Genomic DNA, 20,973 nt, shown 5'->3' on the forward strand with positions numbered 1-20,973 from the left:
GGGATGGGCGGACTCTTGGACAGTTCGAGTTCCGCCGTAGAACGCTTCCGTCTGCCGTTTGCCTTATCGTTCTCGGCCTTGTGGCTCGTCTCCCCCACTCCCGCCTTCGCCCACGCCTCCGACCGTGGCCACGTCCTGCTCCTCCCCACCGGCTACTACATTATCGGCGGCGCCTTCGCCGTCGCCGCCAGTTTCCTTGTCTTGGCATTGCTGCCGCCCGACACCCTCGACCGTTTCTGGCGCCGACGCCTACCGCTATTCGCCTTCGGAGACAGCGTCCGCGCCGCCATCAGCCTGATCTCCTTTGCCGGCTTAGCAATTCTCCTGGCCGGTGGCGTCCTCGGCAGCCGCGACCCGCTCTCCAACCCGCTGCCACTGGTGATCTGGACGCTGCTATGGGCCGGCCTGACACTGCTGCAAGGCGTGTTCGGCGATCTCTGGCCGTGGCTCAACCCTTGGTACGGCCCATGGCGGCTGCTGTCGCGGCTGATCGGCGGAAGCGATGACGGGTTTAGGCAACTTCCGCAATGGTTTGGCTGCTGGCCGGCCGTTATCCTGTTTCTAGCCTTCGCCTGGTTCGAACTCGTCTATCCCGCTCCTGACGATGCGGCGCGGCTGGCCTTTGCCGCCGGCCTCTACTGGCTGTTCACCCTGCTGGCCGCGCTGGTGTTCGGTTACGACAAATGGAGCCGCAGCGGCGAATTCCTCGGCCTGGTCTTTTCGATGGCGGCGCGTTTCGCGCCGATCGAGCGCGGCGACAAAGGCCGTCTTGCGCTGTGCTGGCCGGGCGCCAAACTGCTTCAGGCCGAGCCGCTGCCCGCCAGCGGCATCGCCTTCCTGCTGCTTGCTTTGTCCTCGGTCTCCTTCGACGGCTTGTCGAAGACTTTCTTCTGGCTCGGCCTGTTCGGCATCAACCCGCTCGAATTTCCGGGCCGCACGGCCGTGATCGGCAGTGGGACGCTCGGGCTCGTTGTGACATTCGCGTTGCTCGCGGCGGTGTTCCTGCTTGCCGTCGTGCTCGGCCAGCGTCTTGCCCGCGGCGACCAGCCTTTCGCCCAGGCAGCGGGCATGCTGGTGTGGTCGATCGTGCCGATCGCGCTCGCCTACCATGTCGCGCATTATCTGACGGCGCTGCTCGTCGACGGCCAATATGCGCTGGCCTCCCTGTCCGATCCCTTCGCGCTTGGCTGGAACCTGTTCGGCACCGCCGACATGCAGGTCGAGGCCGGCATCGTCGCCGGCGCGGCGTCGGCATGGTGGCTGTGGAATGTCCAGGCGGGCGCCATCATCCTTGGCCATGTGCTCGCTGTCCTCGTCGCGCACGGCTTTGCCTGGCGCCTGCATCCCCAGCCTGCCCGCGCCGCGCTCAGTCAGTTTCCGCTCACCGTGTTGATGATCGCCTACACCATTTTCGGTCTCTGGCTGCTTGCCACGCCGACAGTCGGATGAGACAAGCCATTTCCTGTGAGCCATGCCCCCACGGAAAGCTCGCTTGCCAGACCAAGGCTTTGGTGATTTAGTTTGTACACATGCAATTTTGCATCCTCTTGCCGAGGATGTTCGAGCCGCCTTATCGTTGGTCAAAACACAAAAACAGGGGAACGAACGTGACTGACAAGAACGGATTTTTCGATCTCTCCAAAACCACACTCACCCGCCGTACCACGCTGAAGGGTCTCGCCGCCGGCGCTGGCCTCGCCATGGCGCCCGGCTTCGTCCGCTACTCCCAGGCACAGAGTTCGGCGCCGATCAAGATCGGCTTCCAGTCGCACCGTACCGGCATTGGCGCCGCCTACGGCCGCTGGTACGAGAAGACGACCGCCGCCGCGATCAAGGCGATCAATGCCGCCGGCGGCATCAATGGCCGCCAGGTCGAGGTGATCATCGAGGATGACGGCACCGATCCCGGCCGCGGCGCCGAAGTGGTCGGGAAGTTCGCCACCCAGCACAAGACCGACATCGTCTTCGGTACGCTGTTCTCGCATGTCGTCATTGGATCGGCGCCTGCCGCCGGCGAAAACAAGATGCCCTACTTCGTCGTCAGCGAAGGTCACCACGTCGCCTCGACCAAGCTCAACCGTTATGTCTTCCAGCCCGGCATCACCGACGTGAAGAGCCAAATCCAGTCGATGGCGCCATGGATCGCGGCCAATGCCGGCAAGAAGGTGACGCAGATATTCCCCGATTTCGCCTTCGGCTATGACCATCGCGACTACCTGCCGCCGGCGCTGAAGGCGCAAGGCGCCGAGGTGATCGCGCAGATCGCCATTCCGCCGACGGAATCGTCCTTCACCAAGTACTTTCCGCAGATCCCGCCCGAGACCGAGGTGATCTACCACGTCATGGTCGGCCCGGCGGTGCTCACCTTCGTCAAGGAACTCGGCGAGTTCTACGGTTCCAACCGGCCGCAACTCTTCGGCTTCATCGATTCGCTGGAAGCCGTCGACATCAACAGCCCCGGCCTCGAATTCCTCGACGGCAGCCATTTCTGGGAAGGTTCGCCGCGCTACGCCCAGTCCGACGACACCGAAGCGCAGAAGGCCTATCGGGCCGCTGTCGGCATCGACGACAATGGCGCCGCCGTCGGCGACGCCAAGGACGTCTCCACCGCCGCGCACATGTTCGGCTGCTGGGAAACGCTCTACGTCGTCAAGAAGGCGATGGAAGACGCCGGCTACAAGGGGCCGGAAGACCGCGCCAAACTGGTCGAGGCGACCGAGGCGCTGAAGGAATTCGCCGAAGGCCCGGAGCATCCGCAGGGGCCAAAAACCTTCAACGGCAAGATCCACCAGTGCTTTGGCATCCAGAACATCTCCAAGGTCGAGGGCGGCAAGCTGAAGGTCGTGCACAAGACCAAGATCGAGGACGGGCTTTACGAGGCCGAAGGGGATTACACGACGCAGGCGCTGTGAACTCATTCCAGCCAGCGTGAGCGCCAGGCCACCTCCCTCTACCCCGCCGGGCCCGGCGGGGCAGAGGGAGGCGCTTCGCGCCACCTATCGGGCGTGTAATCGATGCACTTCGGACCCCACCTTCTCCTCGCAACCCTTGAAGGCCTCGTCACCTCGGCCGTGCTGGCGCTGACGGCGCTGGGATTGTCGCTGGTGTTCGGCGTCATGCGTGTCGTCAACGTCGCCCATGGCGAGTTCTTCATGCTGGGCGCCGTGCTTGCCTGGGCGATCACATCGGCAATTGGCGGCCATCCGGCTCTTGGCTTCCTGGCGGCGCTGGTTATCGCGCCGCTGATCGTCGGCGCCATCGCGCTGGTCGCCGAACGGCTGGTGCTGCGCCGTCTCAATTACAATCCGGAAGCCACCATCGTCGCCACCATCGGCATGCTCTACATCATCCAGCAGCTGGCGCTGACCTTCTATGGCCCCGAAGCGCGGCCTGTGGAGCCGCCATTCAGCTATCGCATCCTTCTGCCGTGGTTCGGCTATTCCGGCTACAAGCTGTCGATCATCGCCGCATCCGCTCTTCTGCTGATCGCGACATGGCTGGTGCTGACGCGCACCAGGATCGGCCTTGTCATGCGTGCCACGCAGTATGACAGCGAGACGGCGCAGGCCTTCGGCATCCCGGTCGGCCGCGTCTATGGCGGCGTCTTCGCGCTCGGCGCCATGCTGGCGGCGATCGCCGCGGTGCTGATCGTGCCCATCAGCCAGGCGCACTACCTGATGGGGCAGGATCCGCTGCTCTTGTCCTTCATCGTCGTCATCATCGGCGGCCTAGGCTCGTTGCGCGGCACGGTCGTCGCCGCCGTGCTGATCGGCCTCTCCGACGGCATCATATCGATGTTCTTCTCGCCGACGCTGGCCAAGATCATCGCCACGCTGCTGGTCGCCATGGTGCTGGTGTTCCGGCCGCAAGGCCTGTTCGGGACGACATCGCGATGAGCGAAGCTTCGCCGGCAAAGGCCTATGCGCTGCATCTCGGCGTGATTGCCCTGCTCTTCATGCTGAGCTTCCTCTTGCCTGGCTATTACCACGGCCTGCTCGCCCGCATCATGGTGCTGGCGGTCTTCGCCATGGGCTACAACATGCTGTTCGGCTATGTCGGCCTGCTCAGCCTCGGCCATGCGATGTTCTTTGGCGCCGGGCTTTATGGCGCCGGCCTTGCCGTCATCCAGCTCGGCTGGAGCGTGCCACTGGCGTTCATCGCCGGCATCGCCTGCGGCGCGGCGTTGGGGCTGGTGATCGGCCTCCTGGCGCTGCGCACCACGGGCGTCGCCTTCATGATCGTCACCATGATGTTCGCGCAGGTGTTTTATCTGGCCATCCTCTATTTCGCGACCTGGACCGGCGGCGATCAGGGTCAGGTGGTGCCGCAATCGGCGCGTGTTCTCAATCTCGGCGCCACCTCGCTCGATCTCACCAACCCGACCGTACGCTACATGACGGCGCTCGGCTTGTTTTCGCTCGTGTTGCTGATCACGCTTGCTGTCGTCCGGTCCAGATACGGTCGCGTGCTGATCGCGATCCGGGAGAATGAGGAACGCACCAAGATGCTGGGCTACGACACCTTCTCCGACAAGCTTGCCGCCGTTGTCGTCTCCGGCACGATCTGCGCGGCGTCCGGCGCCGCCTACGCACTGCTGTTCGGCTATGTCGGGTCGAGTTTCGCCTCGGTACAGTATTCGATCCTGCCGCTGCTGTGGGTGCTGCTCGGCGGTGCGGCCACAACGCTTGGACCACTGATCGGCACGGTGTTCATGTACTATGTCATCGACGTCACCAGCGGCTACACGTCGGCCTACCTGCTGATCGTCGGCATAGCACTCATTCTGCTGGTGCTGTTTTTCCCGAAAGGCATTCTCGGCACCATCCGCCAGCGCTGGCTCGGATGGCTGCCATGACGCCACTGCTGACCACGAAGGGCCTGTCGCGCAGCTTTGGCGGCCTGCATGCGGTCGACAATGTCGATTTCACCCTGATGCCGGGCGAGATCCGCGCCGTCATCGGTCCGAACGGCGCCGGCAAGACAACCTTCGTCAGTCTGATCAGCGGCCGCGTCCACCCGTCTTCGGGCGCGATCGTCTTCGACGGCGCCGATATCACCAGCCAGCCGGCCTATATCAGGGTGCGCCAGGGAATCGCCTATACGTTCCAGATCACCAGCGTCTTCGCCAATCTCAGCGCCTACGAAAATGTCGCGTTGCCCGTGCAACGGACCCTGAGCGATGGGCGCTCGAAAGGCGCGGTGCGCGCGGGCGTCATGTCGGCCCTCGAACGCACGGGCCTGGCCGACCGCGCCCATATGCCGGCCGGTCAGTTGTCATATGGTCACCAGCGCCTGCTGGAGGTGGCGATGGGCTTGGCGCTCAAGCCGCGGCTGCTGATCCTCGACGAGCCGACGCAGGGGCTCGCCGACAGCGAGATAGACAATTTCATCGCGCTGGTGCGCGACATCGCCAAAGGCGCGACCGTGCTGCTGATCGAGCACAACATGCCGGTCGTGATGCAGCTTGCCGACCGCATCACCGTCTTCAACGCCGGCAGGATCCTGGCCGAGGGCACACCCGAAGCCATCCGCGAGAACGCGGCGGTTCAGGAAGCCTATCTGGGAACGGCACCATGACTGAGGCGAGCAAGGCCGAATCGCTGACGATTTCCGGGCTCGATTGCTTCTATGGCGAGGTCCAGGTGCTCTATGGGCTCGACCTGGTGCTGAACAAGGGAGAGGTGCTGTGCCTGTTCGGCCGCAACGGCGCCGGCAAGACGACGACGCTGAAGGCGATCATGGGCCTGGTTCCGGCGCGTGCCGGCTCGATCAGGCTCGCAGGGCAGGAATTGACCGGCCTGCCGGCGCATGAAGTGCCGAAGGCTGGTGTCGCCTACGTGCCGCAGGGCAGGCGGCTGTTCGCCGAGATGACGGTGGCCGAAAACATCGAGATCGGGCTGATGGCGCGCGGCAAGGGCAAGGCGACGCGCGAGAAAGTTCTCGACCTCTTCCCGCTGCTGCGCCAGCGGCTACGGCAGCGGTCGGGCACCTTGTCCGGGGGCGAGCAGCAGATGCTGGCCATGGCGCGCGCGCTTTGCCTTGAGCCGCAGGTGCTGTTGCTCGACGAGCCGACCGAAGGGTTGATGCCGTCGATGATCGCCAAGATCCGCGAGACGGTGTCGAAGCTGCGCGAGATGGAGGTCTCCACCATCCTAGTCGAGCAGCGGGTCGATGCCGTGCTGTCGGTCGCCGATCGTGTCTGCTTTATTGAAAACGGCCGCAACCGCGAGACGGTCGATGTCGAGGCCCTGCGCGTCGACCCGTCCGCGGTCCGGCGCTATGTCGGCGTGGGTTGATCAACCGAAAAACAGAAAACCCGCGACCAAGAAGGTCGGGACCAGCACCAGCCCCGACCACAGCATATACCCAAAGAAGCCCGGCATCTTGACGCCGCGATGCCTGGCAATGGCATAGACCATGAAGTTGGGCGCGTTGCCAATATAGGTGTTGGCGCCCATGAACACGGCGCCGGCCGAGATCGCGGCAAGTGTCGAGGCGAACTCCGTCATCAGGTGGCGGGGATCGCCGCCCGCCAGCTCGAAAAACACCAGGTAGGTCGGTGCATTGTCGAGGAAGGACGACAATGCACCGGTCAGCCAGAAATAGGCGAGGTCGTTGGGCGTGCCTTGCGCCGAGGTGACGAGCGCGACCAGCGGCGCCAGCGCACCGTTGTGGCCGGCCCTCAAAATGGCGACGACCGGGACGATGCAGATGAAGATGCCGGCGAACAATTTGGCCACTTCCGCGATCGGACTCCAGTTGAAGCCGTTCGCCTCGCGGTGGCTCTTGTAGGAGAGCGGAAGCGATAGCAGGGCCAGCGCGAGGATGATCACGTCGCGGACCAGGTTCTGCAGTTCGAGACCGACGCCGAACACGGAAAAACTCACGCCCGGCTTCCACGCCGCCGACAGCAGGATGGCGCCGATCACACCGGCCAGCAGCGGGAGGTTGGCGAGGCCGCGCAGGCGCACCTTCGTATCGGGTGTCGGATCCTTGATCTTCGGTGCGCCAGCCTCGCGCCGGTGCAGGATGAGGTCGATCGCCAGGAACGCCGCCAGCACGACGAGGCCAACGAACAGCGTCTCTCGGTAGAGGTTGGTGGTCGTCCAGAAGAAATCGACGCCGCGCAGGAAGCCGACGAACAGCGGGGGGTCGCCGAGCGGCGTCAGCGAGCCGCCGATGTTTGACACCAGGAAAATGAAGAAGATGACGACATGGGCATTGAAAGGCCTGTTGTCGTTGGCGCGCAGGATCGGCCGGATCAGGATCATCGAGGCGCCGGTCGTGCCGATCACCGAGGCCAGCAGCGCCCCGACGATCAGCAGCCCGGCATTGACCAGCGGTGTGCCGTGGATGTTGCCGGCAAGCAGGATGCCGCCTGAAATCGCGTAGAGCGCAAACAGCAGGACAATGAACGACATGTATTCCGTGAGCAGCGCGTGCAGAACTGCCTCGGTTGCCGCGGGAGCACCGAAGGCAATCGCGAGCGGCACGATCACCAGCGCCGCCCACAAGGCCGCGATCTTACCATAGTGATGTTCCCATACATGGTGGAACAGCAGCGGCCCGGTCGCGATCGACAACAGCAGCCCGGCAAAAGGCAGCGCCCACCAGAACGACATGGCGGCGCCGGGCAGGCCGTGCTCTTCGGCCGCGAAGGCCTGTGCTGGAAACAGCATCGCGACAATGATCGCGCTGCCCGCCCCGGTCGCTATCGGCAAGTATCCCCTTCTGCCCGCCACGAGTCAGCCCGAAGTGTGATCTTCGAGCGTCACACCGGCATCGCGCATCTTCGCCAGCATTGTCTCGATCGATCCGTTGAGATCGATGCCACGGCAGGCATCGAGCCTGACCGTGGTCCTAAACCCCTGTTTGACCGCGTCCAGCGCCGAGAAGGCGACGCAGAAATCGGTCGCCAGGCCGACCAGGGTCAGTGTGTCGATGCCGCGCTCCCGCAGATAGCCGGCGAGCCCCGTGGGCGTCGCGTGATCATTCTCGAAGAAGGCGGAATAGCTGTCGATGGCGGGGCGAAAGCCCTTGCGGATGACGAGTTCGGCCTTGGTCCAGGCAAGGCCGGAGTGGAAATCCGAGCCGAGACTGCCCTGGATGCAATGGTCCGGCCACAGCGTCTGCGGACCATAGGGCATCTCGATCGTCGAATAGGGCTGCGACCCCGGATGGCTGGAGGCAAAACTGGAATGGCCGGCCGGGTGCCAGTCCTGTGTTAGCACGACATGGTCTGTTCGCCGGATCATGTCATTGACCAGCGGCACGATCTCGTCGCCGCCCGCAACGGCCAGCGCGCCGCCCGGACAAAAGTCGTTCTGCAGGTCGATGACTACGAGCGCTTCGGCCATGGGCTTCCTTCCTGTCAGGCTGGGGTCGGGCTTCGAACGAGGCACCCGGCGAAAGAAAAAGCCGCTGGCGCGACTGGAGGAGAAACTTGACCAGATGGCGGGCCGCGTCAACCTCCAGCGGCATAACAAATGCGTGGCGATGCCAGCCAGACGGGTGCCGGCGCAAACTCTGGCTTTGACAATTTCCGCCGTCTTGATATCATTTGCATACGAATGAATTTACCGGCCAACGCCGGTAAACACCATCTCTGGGCAAGCGCCTTGGGAGGGCCAATTTCGGGGAAGGCCTACCTTATCGGGAAGGCCCACCTGTCGGGAAGGAAAGCGTGATCCGTTACGCGAAACCCACCACGGTCGACGAAGCGCTCGCGCTGCTTGGCGGGGACGCTTGGCGTATCCTTTCGGGTGGTACGGATTTCTATCCGGCGCAGGGCAGCAAACCATTTCGTGACAATGTCCTCGACATCAACGGCCTGACAGCGCTACGCGGCATCGCCGAGACGGGCAGCCACTGGATCATCGGCGCGCGCACGACATGGGCCGACATCATCCGCCATCCCTTGCCACCGGCCTTCGAGGCGCTGAAACAGGCCGCGCGGGAAGTGGGTTCATCACAAATCCAGAACGTCGCCTCGGTCGCCGGCAATCTCTGCAACGCCTCGCCGGCCGCCGACGGTGTGCCGGGGCTGCTGGTCCTTGATGCCGAGGTCGAGCTGCGCTCGGCGACGGCGACGCGCCATCTGCCCTTGTCGGCGTTCATCCTCGGCAATCGCCGTACGGCTTTGCGGCCTGGCGAGATGCTGACGGCCATCCACGTGCCGAAACCCGCCGGCACATCGGCCTTCGTCAAGCTCGGGGCGCGGCGCTATCTCGTTATTTCCATTGCCATGGTGGCGGTGCGTCTGGCTGGCGAGAATGGCACTGTCGCGCAGGCGGCCGTCGCCGTCGGCTCGTGTTCCGCCGTGGCGAGGCGGCTTGCCGGTGTCGAGGCGGCGCTGCTCGGGCTTCCCCTGGACGCCGGGCTTGTTGCCGCGGTCCGGTCGGCGCCGATGGCTGAGCTGCAGCCGATCGCCGATGTGCGCGGCAGCGCCGAATACAGGCTCGACGCGGTGCGCGAGATCGTTGCGCGCGCCGCGCTTGAGGCCGCGCGCAAGCCCTCGGACGACAAGGTGGCCTGATGAGCATGGATCGCGCCGATATCGCCTTCGCGGTCAATGGCGCCGCCGTTTCGGTCAACGTGCCACCGCTGCGCCGGCTGTCCTCGGTGCTGCGTGACGAATTGCGGCTGACCGGCACAAAGGTCGGCTGCGACGCCGGCGACTGCGGCGCCTGCACGGTGCTGGTCGACGGCGATCCCGTCTGCGCCTGCCTGATGTCGACGGCCTCCGCTGCCGGCACTATGGTGACGACGGTCGAGGGCCTCGCCAATGGTCACCTGTCGGCGCTGCAAGCCTCGTTTCTGGCGCATGGCGCCGCGCAATGCGGCATCTGCACGCCGGCGCTGCTGGTCGCGGCGTCAGCGCTGCTGGACACGAAACCCAGGCCGAGCGAGACCGAGGTGCAGGATGCGTTGGGCGGTATCCTCTGCCGCTGCACCGGCTACCGGAAGATCATCACCGCAGTGATGGAGGCTTCCCTCCAGACCGCGAGCCTGGACTTCCGTCTGCCTCGGTCCGGCCACGCCATCGGCGCGTCGCCGGTAAGGCTCGACGGTGTGCCAAAGGTGACCGGTGCCGAGAAATTCGGCGGCGATTCCTTCCCGGCCGATGCGCTTGCGGTGCTGGTGATCCGCTCGCCGCATCATCATGCCGGCTTCGCCTTCGGCGACATCGATGGCTGGGCAAGCAGCCATCCCGGTATCACGGGCGTTTTCACGGCCGCCGATATCCCGGGAAAAAACTGCTTCGGCGTTATCGGCCCGTTCGCCGACCAGCCGGCGTTGGCCGAGGGCTTTGCCCGGCTTCGCGGCGAGGCTATCGCGCTGGTCGCCGGCGAGCGCGAGGCGATCCTCGATCTGGATCTGTCGGATTTCCCTGTCCGCTGGACCGAACTGCCGCATGTGCTCCAGCCAGGCGATGCGCAGGCCGAAGGTGCGGCGCTGATCCATGAGAACCGCCCGGCCAATTTGCTGACCAAGGGCTTCGTCGAACGCGGCGATCCCGAGTCGGCACTTGCCAACTCGGCCTTTACCGTCAGCGGCACGATCGACACCTCCTATGTCGAGCACGCCTATATCGAACCGGAAGCCGGCTATGCATATCTCGACGGCGACACGCTCGTCGTCGTCGCCTGCACGCAGGCGCCTTACATGGATCGTGACGACACGGCGAAAGTGCTCGGCCTTGCCGTCGACAAGGTGCGCATCATGCCGACCGCGACCGGCGGTGGCTTCGGCTCCAAGCTCGACGTTTCCCTGCAGCCGCTGATCGGCCTTGTCGCGCTGAAGACCGGGCGGCCCGCGGCCCTTGCCTACACCCGCAACGAATCCATGATGTCGACCACGAAGCGCCATCCGGCACGGATGAAAGCCACCGTCGGCGCAGATGCCGAAGGCCATGTCATAGGCATGATCTTCGAAGGCGATTTCAACACCGGCGCCTATGCGAGCTGGGGGCCGACGGTCGCCAACCGCGTGCCGGTGCATGCCTCCGGCCCTTATTTCACGCCGAATTACCGCGCCGAGGGCCGCGCCATCCACACAAATGGGCCGATTGCCGGTGCCTTCCGTGGCTTCGGCGTGCCGCAGGCGACGATTATGCAAGAGACGCTCTATGACGAGCTCGCCGGCACACTCGGCATGGATCGGCTGGATTTTCGCCTGAAGAACTGCCTTCGGAACGGATCCGAAACGGTTACCGGGCAGCTCCTGGTCTCCGGCGTCGGCATTGCCGAATGCCTCGAAGCGTTGCGGCCGCATTGGGCGCGGGCGACAGCCGATGCCGATGCTTTCAACAGCGCCAATCTGGATAGAAAACGCGGCGTCGGCGTCGCTTCGTGCTGGTATGGCTGCGGCAACACCTCGCTGCCCAATCCGTCGACCATCCGGGTCGGTATAGCGGCTGACGGCGCGGTTATCCTGCATCAGGGCGCGGTCGATATCGGCCAAGGATCCAACACCGTCATCACGCAGATCTGCGCCGACGCACTCGGCCTGCCGCTGGAAAAATTCAGACTGAAGAGCGCCGATACGGCGATCAGTCCCGACGCCGGCAAGACCTCGGCCTCGCGCCAGACCTTCGTCACCGGCAAGGCGGCCGAGAAGGCAGGACGCGCCCTGCGCGAAAAGATCCTGCGCTTTGCCAATGTCTCGGACAAGGCTTCGCTTGAACTGGATGGCTCGGCGATCGTCATCCGCGAAGGCGAGGCGACACGAAGCATCGATCTTGACGCGCTCGACGTGGAGGCGGACGGCTTCGTCTTCCGTGCCGAGGAGACCTATGACCCGCCAACACTGCCGCTCGATGCCAAGGGCCAGGGCAAACCCTATGCGGTCTATGGCTATGGCGCGCAGATCGCCGAACTTGAGGTCGACCTCAGGCTTGGCACGGTCAAGCTGATCAGGATCATCGCCGCGCACGACGTCGGCAAGGCGATCAACCCGCTGCTGGTCGAGGGCCAGATCGAGGGCGGTATCGCGCAAGGCATCGGCATGGCGCTGATGGAAGAATACATTCCCGGCCGCACCGAGAATTTGCATGACTATCTCATCCCGACCATCGGCGACGTGCCGCCGATCGAGACCATACTTGTCGAGGTGCCCGATCCCGAAGGGCCGTTCGGCGCCAAGGGCCTGGGCGAGCACGTGCTGATCCCGACGGCGCCGGCGATCCTCAATGCCATTCGTCACGCCACCGGCGTGCTGGTCACCAAGGTGCCGGCAACGCCAAGCCGCATCCTGGCGGCCATCCGCGAGAAGGAGGCACGCGCATGAGCGAGCTTGCCGAACGTTTCGAAACCCATGATCCCGGCGAAAAGCTGGTGGCGGAAAAGATCCGCTGCGACGCCTGTCCCGTCATGTGCTACATCGCTGACGGACGCACCGGCGCCTGCGACCGCTATGGCAATGTCGCGGGCCGCATCGTGCGCATGGACCCGCTGACCATCCTCGACCACGCTGCCGAGACCGGGGCTGCCATGGTGCCCTTTGTCGCCGAGGGCGAGCAGTGGGATGGCGAACTCATCAACACCGGCCGCCGCTTCGTCACGGCAATCGGCGCCGGCACAACCTATCCCGACTACAAGCCCGCTCCCTTCATCGTCAGCCAGGAGGTGGAAGGCGTCGATCTCGTCACCGTGGTGACCGAAGGCATCTTCTCCTATTGCGGCGTCAAGGTGAAGATCGATACCGACCGTCATATCGGACCCGAAACAGCTATTGTGCGGGCTGAGGGCGAAGCCATCGGCCATGTCACGACGGGAGAATACGGCTCGCAGATGCTGTCGCTGGGCGGCGTGCATCATCTGACCGGCGGCTCCAAGGCAGAAGGCCGCGCCACCTGCGATGCCCTGCTCAACCTGTGCAACAGCAAACCGGTGGAACTCACCATCGACGGCGGCGCCACGGTCATCGTCCAAGCCGGCAAACCGCCCGTCATTGACGGCAAGCAGGAGCACCGCATGCGCGTCGGCTGCGGTTCGGCCACCATCGGCATGTTCGCCACGCAATGGCGCGGGCTGGTCGACGAGGTGGTGGTGGTCGACGACCACATCACCGGCGTCGTTTCCGAACACCAGGCCGGCAAGGTGCTGGGCTGGCGGGATACCGGTATCAAGATCGTCGGCCGTCGCTCGACACCGGGCCGCTATTTCAAGGTCTCCGAGCCCGGCCTCGGCTGGGGTGGCACCAGCATTTCAGATCCGCTGTCGATCCTCGGCGAATGGAACGCGAAGAAGGGCGCGCGGCCGGGCCTGTCGCTGCTGATGGTTTCGACCACCGGCGAGCAGTTCGCCTATTACGAGCTCGACGACGACTTGAAACCGGTCGAACAACCGTTTCCGGAGCGGCTGCAAAAATCGGTCAACCTGATCGAGGACAATTGCGAGCCGGCTTTGTGCACCGTGCTGTTCATCGGTGGCGCCGGCGGGTCACTGCGTGCTGGCGTCACCGAAAACCCGGTCAATCTCACCCGTTCCGTGCAAGGCCTGAAAACCTACGTCACGGTCGGCGGCGCGCCGGTCTATGTCTGGCCGGGCGGCGGCATCACGCTGATGGTCGATGTCACCAGGGTTCCGCCAGGCGCCTTCGGCTATGTGCCGACGCCGGCGCTGGTGGCGCCGATCGAGTTCACGCTGCGTCGCGACGACTATGTCAGGCTAGGCGGCTACGAGGCCGAAATCCGCAGCGTCGCGGATATTGTCGCCAAGGGCGGCGAATACCTCAATCCCCGGCGCGGCACCGGTGCCGTGGCCAGCAATCCATGGCCGCCGCTGGCGCAGTTGCGCCGCGCGCGCTCGGATGGGGCCGGCTGATGGAAGGCCCGCAAGCGCATTGGCTGCAGGACGGCAAGCGGCTGCATCTTAACCATGGGCCGATCGACCTGATCGTCGAGGCCTTTGGCGAGGCTGACGAGTGTCGCGCCGCCTATGCGCAAGCCGTCGCCCGCTTCCAGACGATCCTGATAGAGTTGGTCGAGGAGCTTCCCGAGCTGCGCCTCCCGGCATTTTTCTTGGCGCCGCGAACCTTCGCCGGCCCGACGGCGCGTCGCATGGAAGCAGCCGTCATTCCCCTGGCGGAATGCTTCATCACGCCGATGGCCGCCGTCGCCGGATCGGTAGCCGACGAAATGCTTGCCGCGCTGCTTGCCGGCCGCAAGCTCGACCGCGCCTACGTCAACAATGGCGGCGACAGCGCCCTCCATCTCGACAAGGCTACGTCGATTGGCTTGGCGGTCGCCGGTACCGGCAACGGCATGGCCGACCGGATCACGATCCGCGCGCAGGATGGCGTGCGTGGTGTCGCAACCAGCGGCTGGCGTGGCCGCTCCTTCTCGCTTGGCATCGCCGATGCCGTCACCGTGCTCGCGCGCACCGGCGCCGAGGCCGACGCGGCGGCGACGCTTATCGCCAACGCCGTCGACCTACCCGGCAATCCCGCCATCAGGCGCACTCCCGCACGCGACCTGTCGCCCGACAGCGATCTTGGCGCGCGGCTGGTGACACAAGGCGTCGGCACGCTTGCCTCTGGCGAGGTGGCGCGGGCGCTGGACAATGGCCTCACCGTCGCCGAAGATTTTCGCCGGCGCGGCCTGATTGCCGCATCGGCGCTGTTTCTCGGCGGGGAGGTCCGTATCAGTGGCTCCGTTGCACTCGGCCCGCCCAACAAGCATGAACCGGAGGAAGTTGCCCATGCCTGAGTTTCCGATCCGCAAGATCGCGGTGCTGAGCGAAGAAATTTTTCACGACGGCGGACCGGCCGCTGCGGTGCCGCGCCGGCGCGCCGCCGCCATGGCAGTGGTCAAGAACCCTTTCGCCGGGCGCTATGTCGAGGAACTGCAGAGCGCCATGGACGATCTGAAGCCGCTCGGCCTGCTACTCGCCGACCGCTTGATCGCGGCGCTCGGCGGCGACGTGAAACAGATCGACGGCTACGGCAAGGGCGCCGTTGTCGGCAGCGCAGGCGAGCTGGAACACGGCGCGCTGTGGCATGTACCCGGCGGTTACGCGATGCGCGAGCGGCTGGGCGATGCCAAGGCGATCGTGCCTTCGGCCAAGAAGGTCGGCGCCTTCGGATCAAAGCTCGACGTGCCGCTCGGCCACATCAACGCCGCCTATGTGCGCAGCCATTTCGACGCCATGGAAGTCGGCATCAGCGACGGCCCGCGTCCTGACGAGATCCTGTTCTGCCTCGCCATGACCTGCGGCCCGCGCATCCACAACCGCATGGGTGGCCTCGCCGCGGATGACATAAAAGCCTGGGACGGGCTGCGGTGAGCGGCGAGGACAACCTGCTCAAGCTGGTCGAGGCCGAAGAGGCCGACGATCACGACTACCTCCTGCAGGAACAGGTCGGCTTCATCCTGCGCAAGGCGCACCAGCGCCATGTCTCGATTTTCGCCGCCCGTATCGCCGATCTGACGCCGCCGCAATTCGCCGCACTGGCCAAGCTGCGCGATGTCGGCGAGACCTCGCAGAACCAGCTTGGCACGTTGATCGCCATGGATGCCGCGACGGTGAAGGGCGTCATCGACCGGCTGAAGGCGCGCGGCCTTGTCGAGCTTTCCAGGCATGAGGTCGACAAAAGGCGCCTGCTGGTCAATCTGACGGCCGAGGGTCGCGACGCGATCGAGCGGCTGATCCCGCTTGCCCGGGAAATCACACAGGAAACGCTGGCGCCGCTCACGAACAAGGAAATCGCCACCTTCATGAAGCTGCTGGCGAAGCTGGCGTAGATCGGCCGGCGGCGAGGTCCTTTCCTCTCCCCCGTCGATCGGGGGAGAGGAAGGTGCCAAGCTGTCCCTCGGACCAAGAACCTGGACCTTGGGCCGGCGCTTATCTCCGGCGAAAACTCACAGACCGTTGTCCTTCAGCACCTGGGCGGCGTTTTCCTTGGTGATCTTCTGCGTCGGCAAGGTGATGGTCTTTTCCACCTTCTCGCCGTTGAGGAACTTGATCGCCTGGCGCAAGCCTTCCGCGCCCGGGGTGACATAGGTGAAGGTCGCCGTCAGCTCGCCCTTGTTCACCATCTGCACGCCTTCGTTGGGCAGGCCATCGATGCCGATGAACTTGATGTCCTTCTCGCGGCCGACATCCTTGGCGGCGAGATAGGCGCCGTATGCCATCGGGTCGTTGTGGCCGTAGACGAGATCGATCTTCTCGTTGGTCTTCAGCGCGTTGGCCATCAGATTGTAGGCCTGGTCCTGCTTCCAGTCGCCCGATTGCTGGTCGAGCAAATATTTGATGCCCGGTTCCTTGTCGGTGAATTCATGGAAGCCGTCATGGCGGTCATGCGCCGGCTGGGTGCCCATGCCGCCCCAGATCTCGACGACATTGCCTGCTGCCTTGCCCTTGCCGCCGAGCAGTTCGACGGCGTATTCGCCGGCCGCCCGCCCGATCAGCTTGTTGTCGCCGCCGACGAACTGCGTGTAGTCCTTGGTGTCGACATTGCGGTCGAGCACGAAGACCGGGATCTTGGCGTCGATCGCCTGCTGCACGACGCCGGTCAGGCCGGCGGATTCTTTCGGCGAGACCAGCAGCGCGTCGACTTCCTGCCGGATCAGGTTCTCGACGTCGGCGACCTGTTTCTCCGTCTTGTCCTCGCCGTCGGTGATGATCAGCTCGACCTCCGGATGCTTGGCGGCCTCGGCAATGATGTCCTTGTTGAACTGGGCGCGCCAGGGCTCGATGGTGGTCACCTGCGAGAAGCCGATCTTCCACTTCTTGTCCTGGGCGAAGGCATGGCCGGTGGAGAGCAGTGCCGTGGTGGTCAGCAATGCCGCGCCGAGTGCAGCAAGCTTCAGCATGTCACGTCGTTTCATTTCTTGTTTCCTCCGAGATTGAGAGACGGTGTCTCTTGCGACGGCCGTTTTGCGGCGGCCGTTTCCTTGTGCGCTGCTCCGGGCAGGCGCAGATAGGCCATGAGATCGCCGGCATTGCGCTCCTGCACGAGCACGGTGCCGATGATGATCATCCCCTTCAGCACCAGCTGAAGGTTCGAATTGATGTTGTGGAGCTGCAATATGTTGGACAGCAGCCCGAAGATCAGCACGCCGCAGAAGGTGCCTATCAGGCTGCCGCGTCCGCCCATCAGGCTGGTGCCGCCGATAACCACGGCCGCGATGGCGTCGAGTTCCAGCCCGGCGCCGGCATCCGGCTTGCCTTGCCGGTACTGCGCCACGTAGAGCACCGCTGCGATCCCGGCGAGCAGGCCTGATATGGCATAGGTGGCGATCTTGACCCGGCCGGCGGCGATGCCGGAGAGCCTGGCCGCCTCCTCGTTGCCGCCGATCGCATAGACATAGCGGCCGAACGGCGTGAAGCGCAAGACCGCGCCATAGATGACGATGGCGCCGAGGAAGAACAGGCCGGGCATCGGGATGACGCCGAACACCAGCGAGCGCAGCATCTCGAAATCGGCGGTTGCGTTGGAACCGGTATAGACCGGCAGCACGGCATTATTCTGGCCGGCGGTGAGCCGGGCGATGCCGAGCGCCGTCACCATCATCGCCAGCGTGACGATGAACGGCTGCAGCCGACCGCCGACGATGATGAAACCGTTGATGGCGCCGAACAGCAGGCCGACGCAGGGCGCCACCAGCAGCACGCCGAGAACGCCGAATTTGGGCTCGATCTGCGGCAGCAGGTACCACAACGAAAGACAGCACAGGACGACGCCGACGGTTGCCGGCGTGACCAGGCCGCGAACGGTGTCCAGCCTGACATCGCGAACGGCGGCATCCGCCCCGGCGCGGGACTTCTCCACATTGAGGAAGATGAAGCGCGTGATGACGAAGCCGAGGCACAGCGCGACCAGGGCGACGGTCGGCACGCCCAGCACGACGCCGGGCGTCACGCCCGGAACCGTCAGCAGCATGGCGCACACCACCGAGCAGATGGCCATCAGCGAACCGACGGAAAGGTCGATGCCGCCGGTTATAATGACAGCCGTCATGCCGGTGGCGATCAGCCCGGTGGTCGACACTTGCCGCAGCACGTCGAGCAGATTGCCGTAGGAGAGGAAGATGTTGTTGCCTTTGGAGCTGACCGGCGAGCCCAGCACGCCAATCAGGAAGATGGCGATCAGGCCCCAGTAGAGCTTGGTGCGGGATAGGAGTTTCAGTGCGGTCATGCGGCGGGTCTCGATAGGGTCCGGCGCGGTGCCGCGAGGCGCATGATGGCCTCCTCGCTCGCCGCGTCGCGCGAAAGGATGCCTGTCTGGCGGCCGTCGGACATGACCAGGATGCGGTCGGAAAGATGCAGCAATTCCGGCAGCTCGGAGCTGATGACGGATATGGCTAGGCCCTCTCGCGCCAGCCGGAAGATGAGGTCGTAGATCTCGCGTTTGGCGCCGACATCGATGCCGCGCGTCGGCTCGTCGAGCAACAGCACCCTAGGCCTGGTCGCCAGCCACTTGCCGATGACGACCTTCTGCTGGTTGCCGCCCGACAGCGTGCCCGCGGGCTGGTCGATATCCCGGCAGCGGATGCCGAGGGCCTTGACCGCCTGCCGCGCCAGCCCCTGCTCTCCGGCCAGCGAGCGAATGCCGAAACGCGCCAGCGCGCCGACCAGGGGCAGCGCCACATTGTCCGATATCGAGGCCTGCAGGTGCAGGCCTTGCGTCTTGCGGTCCTCGGTCACCAGCGCGATGCCGAGGCGTCTTGCATCGCGCGGCGAGCGGATATCCACCGGCTGGCCATCGAGCCGGATCTCGCCGCCGGCACGGCCATCGCTCGAGCCGAAGATCGCTTCCATGATCTCGGTGCGGCCTGAGCCCAGCAACCCGCCAATGCCGAGGATTTCTCCGGCGGCCACATCGAAGCTGACGCCGCCGATCACCTGCCGCCAGCCTTGGCGGTCGGGCTTCGACAGCGACAGGTCGCTGACCGAAAGCACGGTCCTGCCGCCAGGGTCCCGCTCACCTTGGGAGGATGCGAGCAGGTCCCGTCCGACCATCGCCGAAATGATGGCGTTTTCGTCGAGTTCGGCCATCGGCCGCGTCAGCACATGGCGTCCGTCGCGGAAGACGGTGACGCGACCGGCCAGATGCATCACCTCGTCGATGCGGTGCGAAATGTAGACGATGGCGACGCCGCTATCGGCAAGCTGGCCGATGATGCGGAACAGCCGCTGGCATTCGGCCGGCGACAAGGCCGAGGTCGGCTCGTCCATGATCAGGATGCGCGCCGACATCGACAGCGCCTTGGCGATTTCGACCAGTTGCTGTTCGCCGACACGCAAGGCGCCGACGCGAGCGTCCGGATCGAGTTCGATGCCGAGCCGCCGCAGGAGGGCGCTTGCCGCGCGGCTGCTCGCCTTGCGGTCGACGATCAGCCCGGCGATCAGCTTCTCACGGCCAAGAAAGATGTTGTCGGCGACGCTGAGCTCCGGCACCAGGTTGAGTTCCTGGTGGATGATGGCAATGCCGGCATCCTCGGCGTCGCGCACGCCGGCGAAGCCGACCGGCCGGCCATCAACGCTGACCGTACCTTCATAGCCGGTATAGACGCCGGAGAGGATCTTCATCAGTGTCGATTTGCCGGCACCGTTCTCGCCCATCAGGGCGTGGACTTCGCCGCGTCGCAGTTCGAAGCCGACATCGACGAGCGCGGTGATGCCGCCAAAGCTCTTTGAAATATGCTCGGCGCTCAGAACGATGTCCGGCCGATCCGATGCCGCATTGCGCTTCGAACAAGGGGAACTGCTCTCTTGCATGACAATGGCGGCCTCCCTTCCGTCGTCGTCAACTCCAGGCAAACGCTAATCTAAACGTTTCGATAGTGTCAAGCCGATATCAGGTGCCAGAAGTTTGATGCATTTCGATTCTTGCTTAAAAAGAGAGGATTCCGTAGGTATTGGCGGCAAAGGGGTGACGAAACGTTTCGAAAATGACTGCGTCAGGGCGAAAAAAACACCGCAAATCCACCGCGCCCACCATGCTCCACGTGGCTGAAGCGGCGCGTGTTTCGGTCGCCACCGTGTCGGCGCTGATCAATGGTACGGCGACCGTCAGCCCGGAGCTCAGCCAGCGTATCGAACAGGCAATCCGCGATATCGGCTACAAGCGCAACGCCATCGCCCGCAGCCTGAAGATGGGCACGACCCGCACCATCGGCCTGACCGTCCCGCACATCACAAATCCGTTCTTCACCGCCGTCGTTTCGGTGATCCAGCAGGCCTTCGACCGTGCCGGCTATGCCGTCATGCTGTGCTGCACCGACGAGGATTTGAACACCCAGGACGACCAGATCAGGCTGCTGCTCGACCGCATGGTCGACGGGCTCATCGTGGCGCGCGTCGGTGACGGTGCGATCCTCGAGCGGATCGTCGTCGACGCCAATGTGCCGGTCGTGTTGCTGGACCGCCTGTGCGAGGGCGTCGACACCGACGCCGTGGTTCTCGACAACCAGCGCGCGGTGTTCGACGCCATCACCTATCTGATCGATCTCGGCCATCGGCGGATCGGCTACATTACCGGCACCTCGGATATTTCACCCATGCATGACCGGATGACCGGATATTGCGAGGCGCTCCAGGCCGCCGGCTTGCCGGTGGCCGAGGAGCTGGTTCGCTCCGGCAATTTCCACGAGATCGACGGCTACAACGCGACCATGCAGCTGCTGTCGCTGCACGACCGGCCAAGCGCCATCTTCTCGGCCAACAACCCAATGGTGATCGGCACGATGAAGGCGATCCGCGACATCGGCCTGTCCTGTCCGGAGGACATTTCTGTGGCCTGCTTCGACGATTTTCCCTGGTCCGACGTGTTCCAACCGCAACTGACGACGGTGGCGCAGCCCGTTCAGGCGATCGGCGAACAGGCGGCCAATCTGCTGCTCGACCGTCTCGCCGGCAACAGGGACGCGCCGCCGCGCAAGCTCGTCCTCAAGGGCCGTTTGATGATCCGCAATTCATGCCGCCCGCTTGGGGCGGTGGTGCAGAGCTTGAGTGCCTGAGCATGACG

General features: G+C 64.6%; 18 protein-coding genes. 13 read left to right on the forward strand and 5 right to left on the reverse strand.

The features are described from left to right. Positions 1-3 precede the first annotated feature (3 nt). The 6 genes from AC3CB8_RS05460 (at position 4) to AC3CB8_RS05485 (ending at position 6,296) form a co-directional block, all read left to right on the forward strand. On the forward strand, positions 4-1,449 hold the full coding sequence (locus AC3CB8_RS05460; RefSeq protein WP_023781838.1) for a hypothetical protein: 1,446 nt from the start codon (positions 4-6) through the stop codon (positions 1,447-1,449). A gap of 158 nt (positions 1,450-1,607) precedes the next feature. Beyond that, positions 1,608-2,912 carry an ABC transporter substrate-binding protein gene (locus AC3CB8_RS05465; RefSeq protein ID WP_023793143.1) on the forward strand — a complete coding sequence of 435 codons (1,305 nt, stop codon included), beginning with the start codon at positions 1,608-1,610 and terminating at the stop codon, positions 2,910-2,912. Positions 2,913-3,014: 102 nt separating this feature from the next. Next, positions 3,015-3,896 carry a branched-chain amino acid ABC transporter permease gene (locus AC3CB8_RS05470; RefSeq protein ID WP_023772239.1) on the forward strand — a complete coding sequence of 294 codons (882 nt, stop codon included), beginning with the start codon at positions 3,015-3,017 and terminating at the stop codon, positions 3,894-3,896. Next, entirely contained in the window at positions 3,893-4,855 is a 963-nt protein-coding gene (locus AC3CB8_RS05475; protein ID WP_023772240.1) for a branched-chain amino acid ABC transporter permease, read from the forward strand. The genes AC3CB8_RS05470 and AC3CB8_RS05475 overlap by 4 nt, the downstream gene beginning before the upstream one ends. After that, on the forward strand, positions 4,852-5,577 hold the full coding sequence (locus AC3CB8_RS05480) for an ABC transporter ATP-binding protein (protein ID WP_023781836.1): 726 nt from the start codon (positions 4,852-4,854) through the stop codon (positions 5,575-5,577). The genes AC3CB8_RS05475 and AC3CB8_RS05480 overlap by 4 nt, the downstream gene beginning before the upstream one ends. Next, entirely contained in the window at positions 5,574-6,296 is a 723-nt protein-coding gene (locus AC3CB8_RS05485) for an ABC transporter ATP-binding protein (protein WP_352564451.1), read from the forward strand. Before AC3CB8_RS05480 ends, AC3CB8_RS05485 begins: the two co-directional genes overlap by 4 nt. Here AC3CB8_RS05485 and AC3CB8_RS05490 read toward each other — a convergent pair whose 3' ends face one another. Further along, positions 6,297-7,679 (reverse strand): sodium:proton antiporter, encoded by a 1,383-nt coding sequence (locus AC3CB8_RS05490; protein ID WP_032922098.1) that lies wholly within the window; start codon positions 7,677-7,679, stop codon positions 6,297-6,299. It abuts the gene before it with no gap. Positions 7,680-7,745: 66 nt separating this feature from the next. Further along, on the reverse strand, positions 7,746-8,357 hold the full coding sequence (gene pncA, locus AC3CB8_RS05495) for a bifunctional nicotinamidase/pyrazinamidase (RefSeq protein WP_023781834.1): 612 nt from the start codon (positions 8,355-8,357) through the stop codon (positions 7,746-7,748). 326 nt (positions 8,358-8,683) lie between these two features. On the opposite strand from pncA, the gene AC3CB8_RS05500 reads away from it, so the two are divergent. The 6 genes from AC3CB8_RS05500 to AC3CB8_RS05525 are packed head-to-tail and all read left to right on the forward strand — an operon-like array spanning position 8,684 to position 15,745. Further along, on the forward strand, positions 8,684-9,535 hold the full coding sequence (locus AC3CB8_RS05500; RefSeq protein WP_023781833.1) for an FAD binding domain-containing protein: 852 nt from the start codon (positions 8,684-8,686) through the stop codon (positions 9,533-9,535). Then, entirely contained in the window at positions 9,535-12,288 is a 2,754-nt protein-coding gene (locus AC3CB8_RS05505) for a molybdopterin-dependent oxidoreductase (RefSeq protein WP_023781832.1), read from the forward strand. The genes AC3CB8_RS05500 and AC3CB8_RS05505 overlap by 1 nt, the downstream gene beginning before the upstream one ends. Then, entirely contained in the window at positions 12,285-13,826 is a 1,542-nt protein-coding gene (locus AC3CB8_RS05510) for a hypothetical protein (protein ID WP_023781831.1), read from the forward strand. Before AC3CB8_RS05505 ends, AC3CB8_RS05510 begins: the two co-directional genes overlap by 4 nt. Next, complete coding sequence (locus AC3CB8_RS05515) at positions 13,826-14,710, forward strand: UPF0280 family protein (protein WP_352564448.1); 885 nt, start codon at positions 13,826-13,828, stop codon at positions 14,708-14,710. Before AC3CB8_RS05510 ends, AC3CB8_RS05515 begins: the two co-directional genes overlap by 1 nt. Next, positions 14,703-15,287: an amino acid synthesis family protein gene (locus AC3CB8_RS05520; RefSeq protein WP_023772251.1), complete on the forward strand. Its 585-nt coding sequence runs from the start codon at positions 14,703-14,705 to the stop codon at positions 15,285-15,287. The genes AC3CB8_RS05515 and AC3CB8_RS05520 overlap by 8 nt, the downstream gene beginning before the upstream one ends. Beyond that, positions 15,284-15,745: a MarR family winged helix-turn-helix transcriptional regulator gene (locus AC3CB8_RS05525; RefSeq protein ID WP_023781829.1), complete on the forward strand. Its 462-nt coding sequence runs from the start codon at positions 15,284-15,286 to the stop codon at positions 15,743-15,745. The genes AC3CB8_RS05520 and AC3CB8_RS05525 overlap by 4 nt, the downstream gene beginning before the upstream one ends. A 117-nt stretch (positions 15,746-15,862) precedes the next feature. On the opposite strand, the gene AC3CB8_RS05530 is transcribed toward AC3CB8_RS05525, so the two are convergent. The 3 genes from AC3CB8_RS05530 to AC3CB8_RS05540 are packed head-to-tail and all read right to left on the reverse strand — an operon-like array spanning position 15,863 to position 19,724. Further along, a complete protein-coding gene (locus AC3CB8_RS05530; protein ID WP_015314453.1) occupies positions 15,863-16,831 on the reverse strand; it encodes a substrate-binding domain-containing protein in 969 nt (322 codons plus the stop codon). Next, the gene (locus tag AC3CB8_RS05535) at positions 16,828-18,141 is read right to left on the reverse strand and encodes an ABC transporter permease (RefSeq protein WP_023772254.1); all 1,314 of its coding nucleotides are present in this window, start codon (positions 18,139-18,141) and stop codon (positions 16,828-16,830) included. Before AC3CB8_RS05535 ends, AC3CB8_RS05530 begins: the two co-directional genes overlap by 4 nt. Continuing rightward, positions 18,138-19,724, reverse strand: a complete 1,587-nt coding sequence (locus AC3CB8_RS05540) for a sugar ABC transporter ATP-binding protein (RefSeq protein WP_352564445.1) — start codon at positions 19,722-19,724, stop codon at positions 18,138-18,140. The genes AC3CB8_RS05535 and AC3CB8_RS05540 overlap by 4 nt, the downstream gene beginning before the upstream one ends. A 221-nt stretch (positions 19,725-19,945) precedes the next feature. Here AC3CB8_RS05540 and AC3CB8_RS05545 point away from each other — a divergent pair, with 221 nt between their 5' ends. Next, a complete protein-coding gene (locus AC3CB8_RS05545) occupies positions 19,946-20,965 on the forward strand; it encodes a LacI family DNA-binding transcriptional regulator (RefSeq protein ID WP_023772256.1) in 1,020 nt (339 codons plus the stop codon). The last annotated feature ends 8 nt before the right edge of the window (positions 20,966-20,973 follow it).

The sequence above is a fragment of the Mesorhizobium sp. P160927 genome, assembly GCF_057766385.1.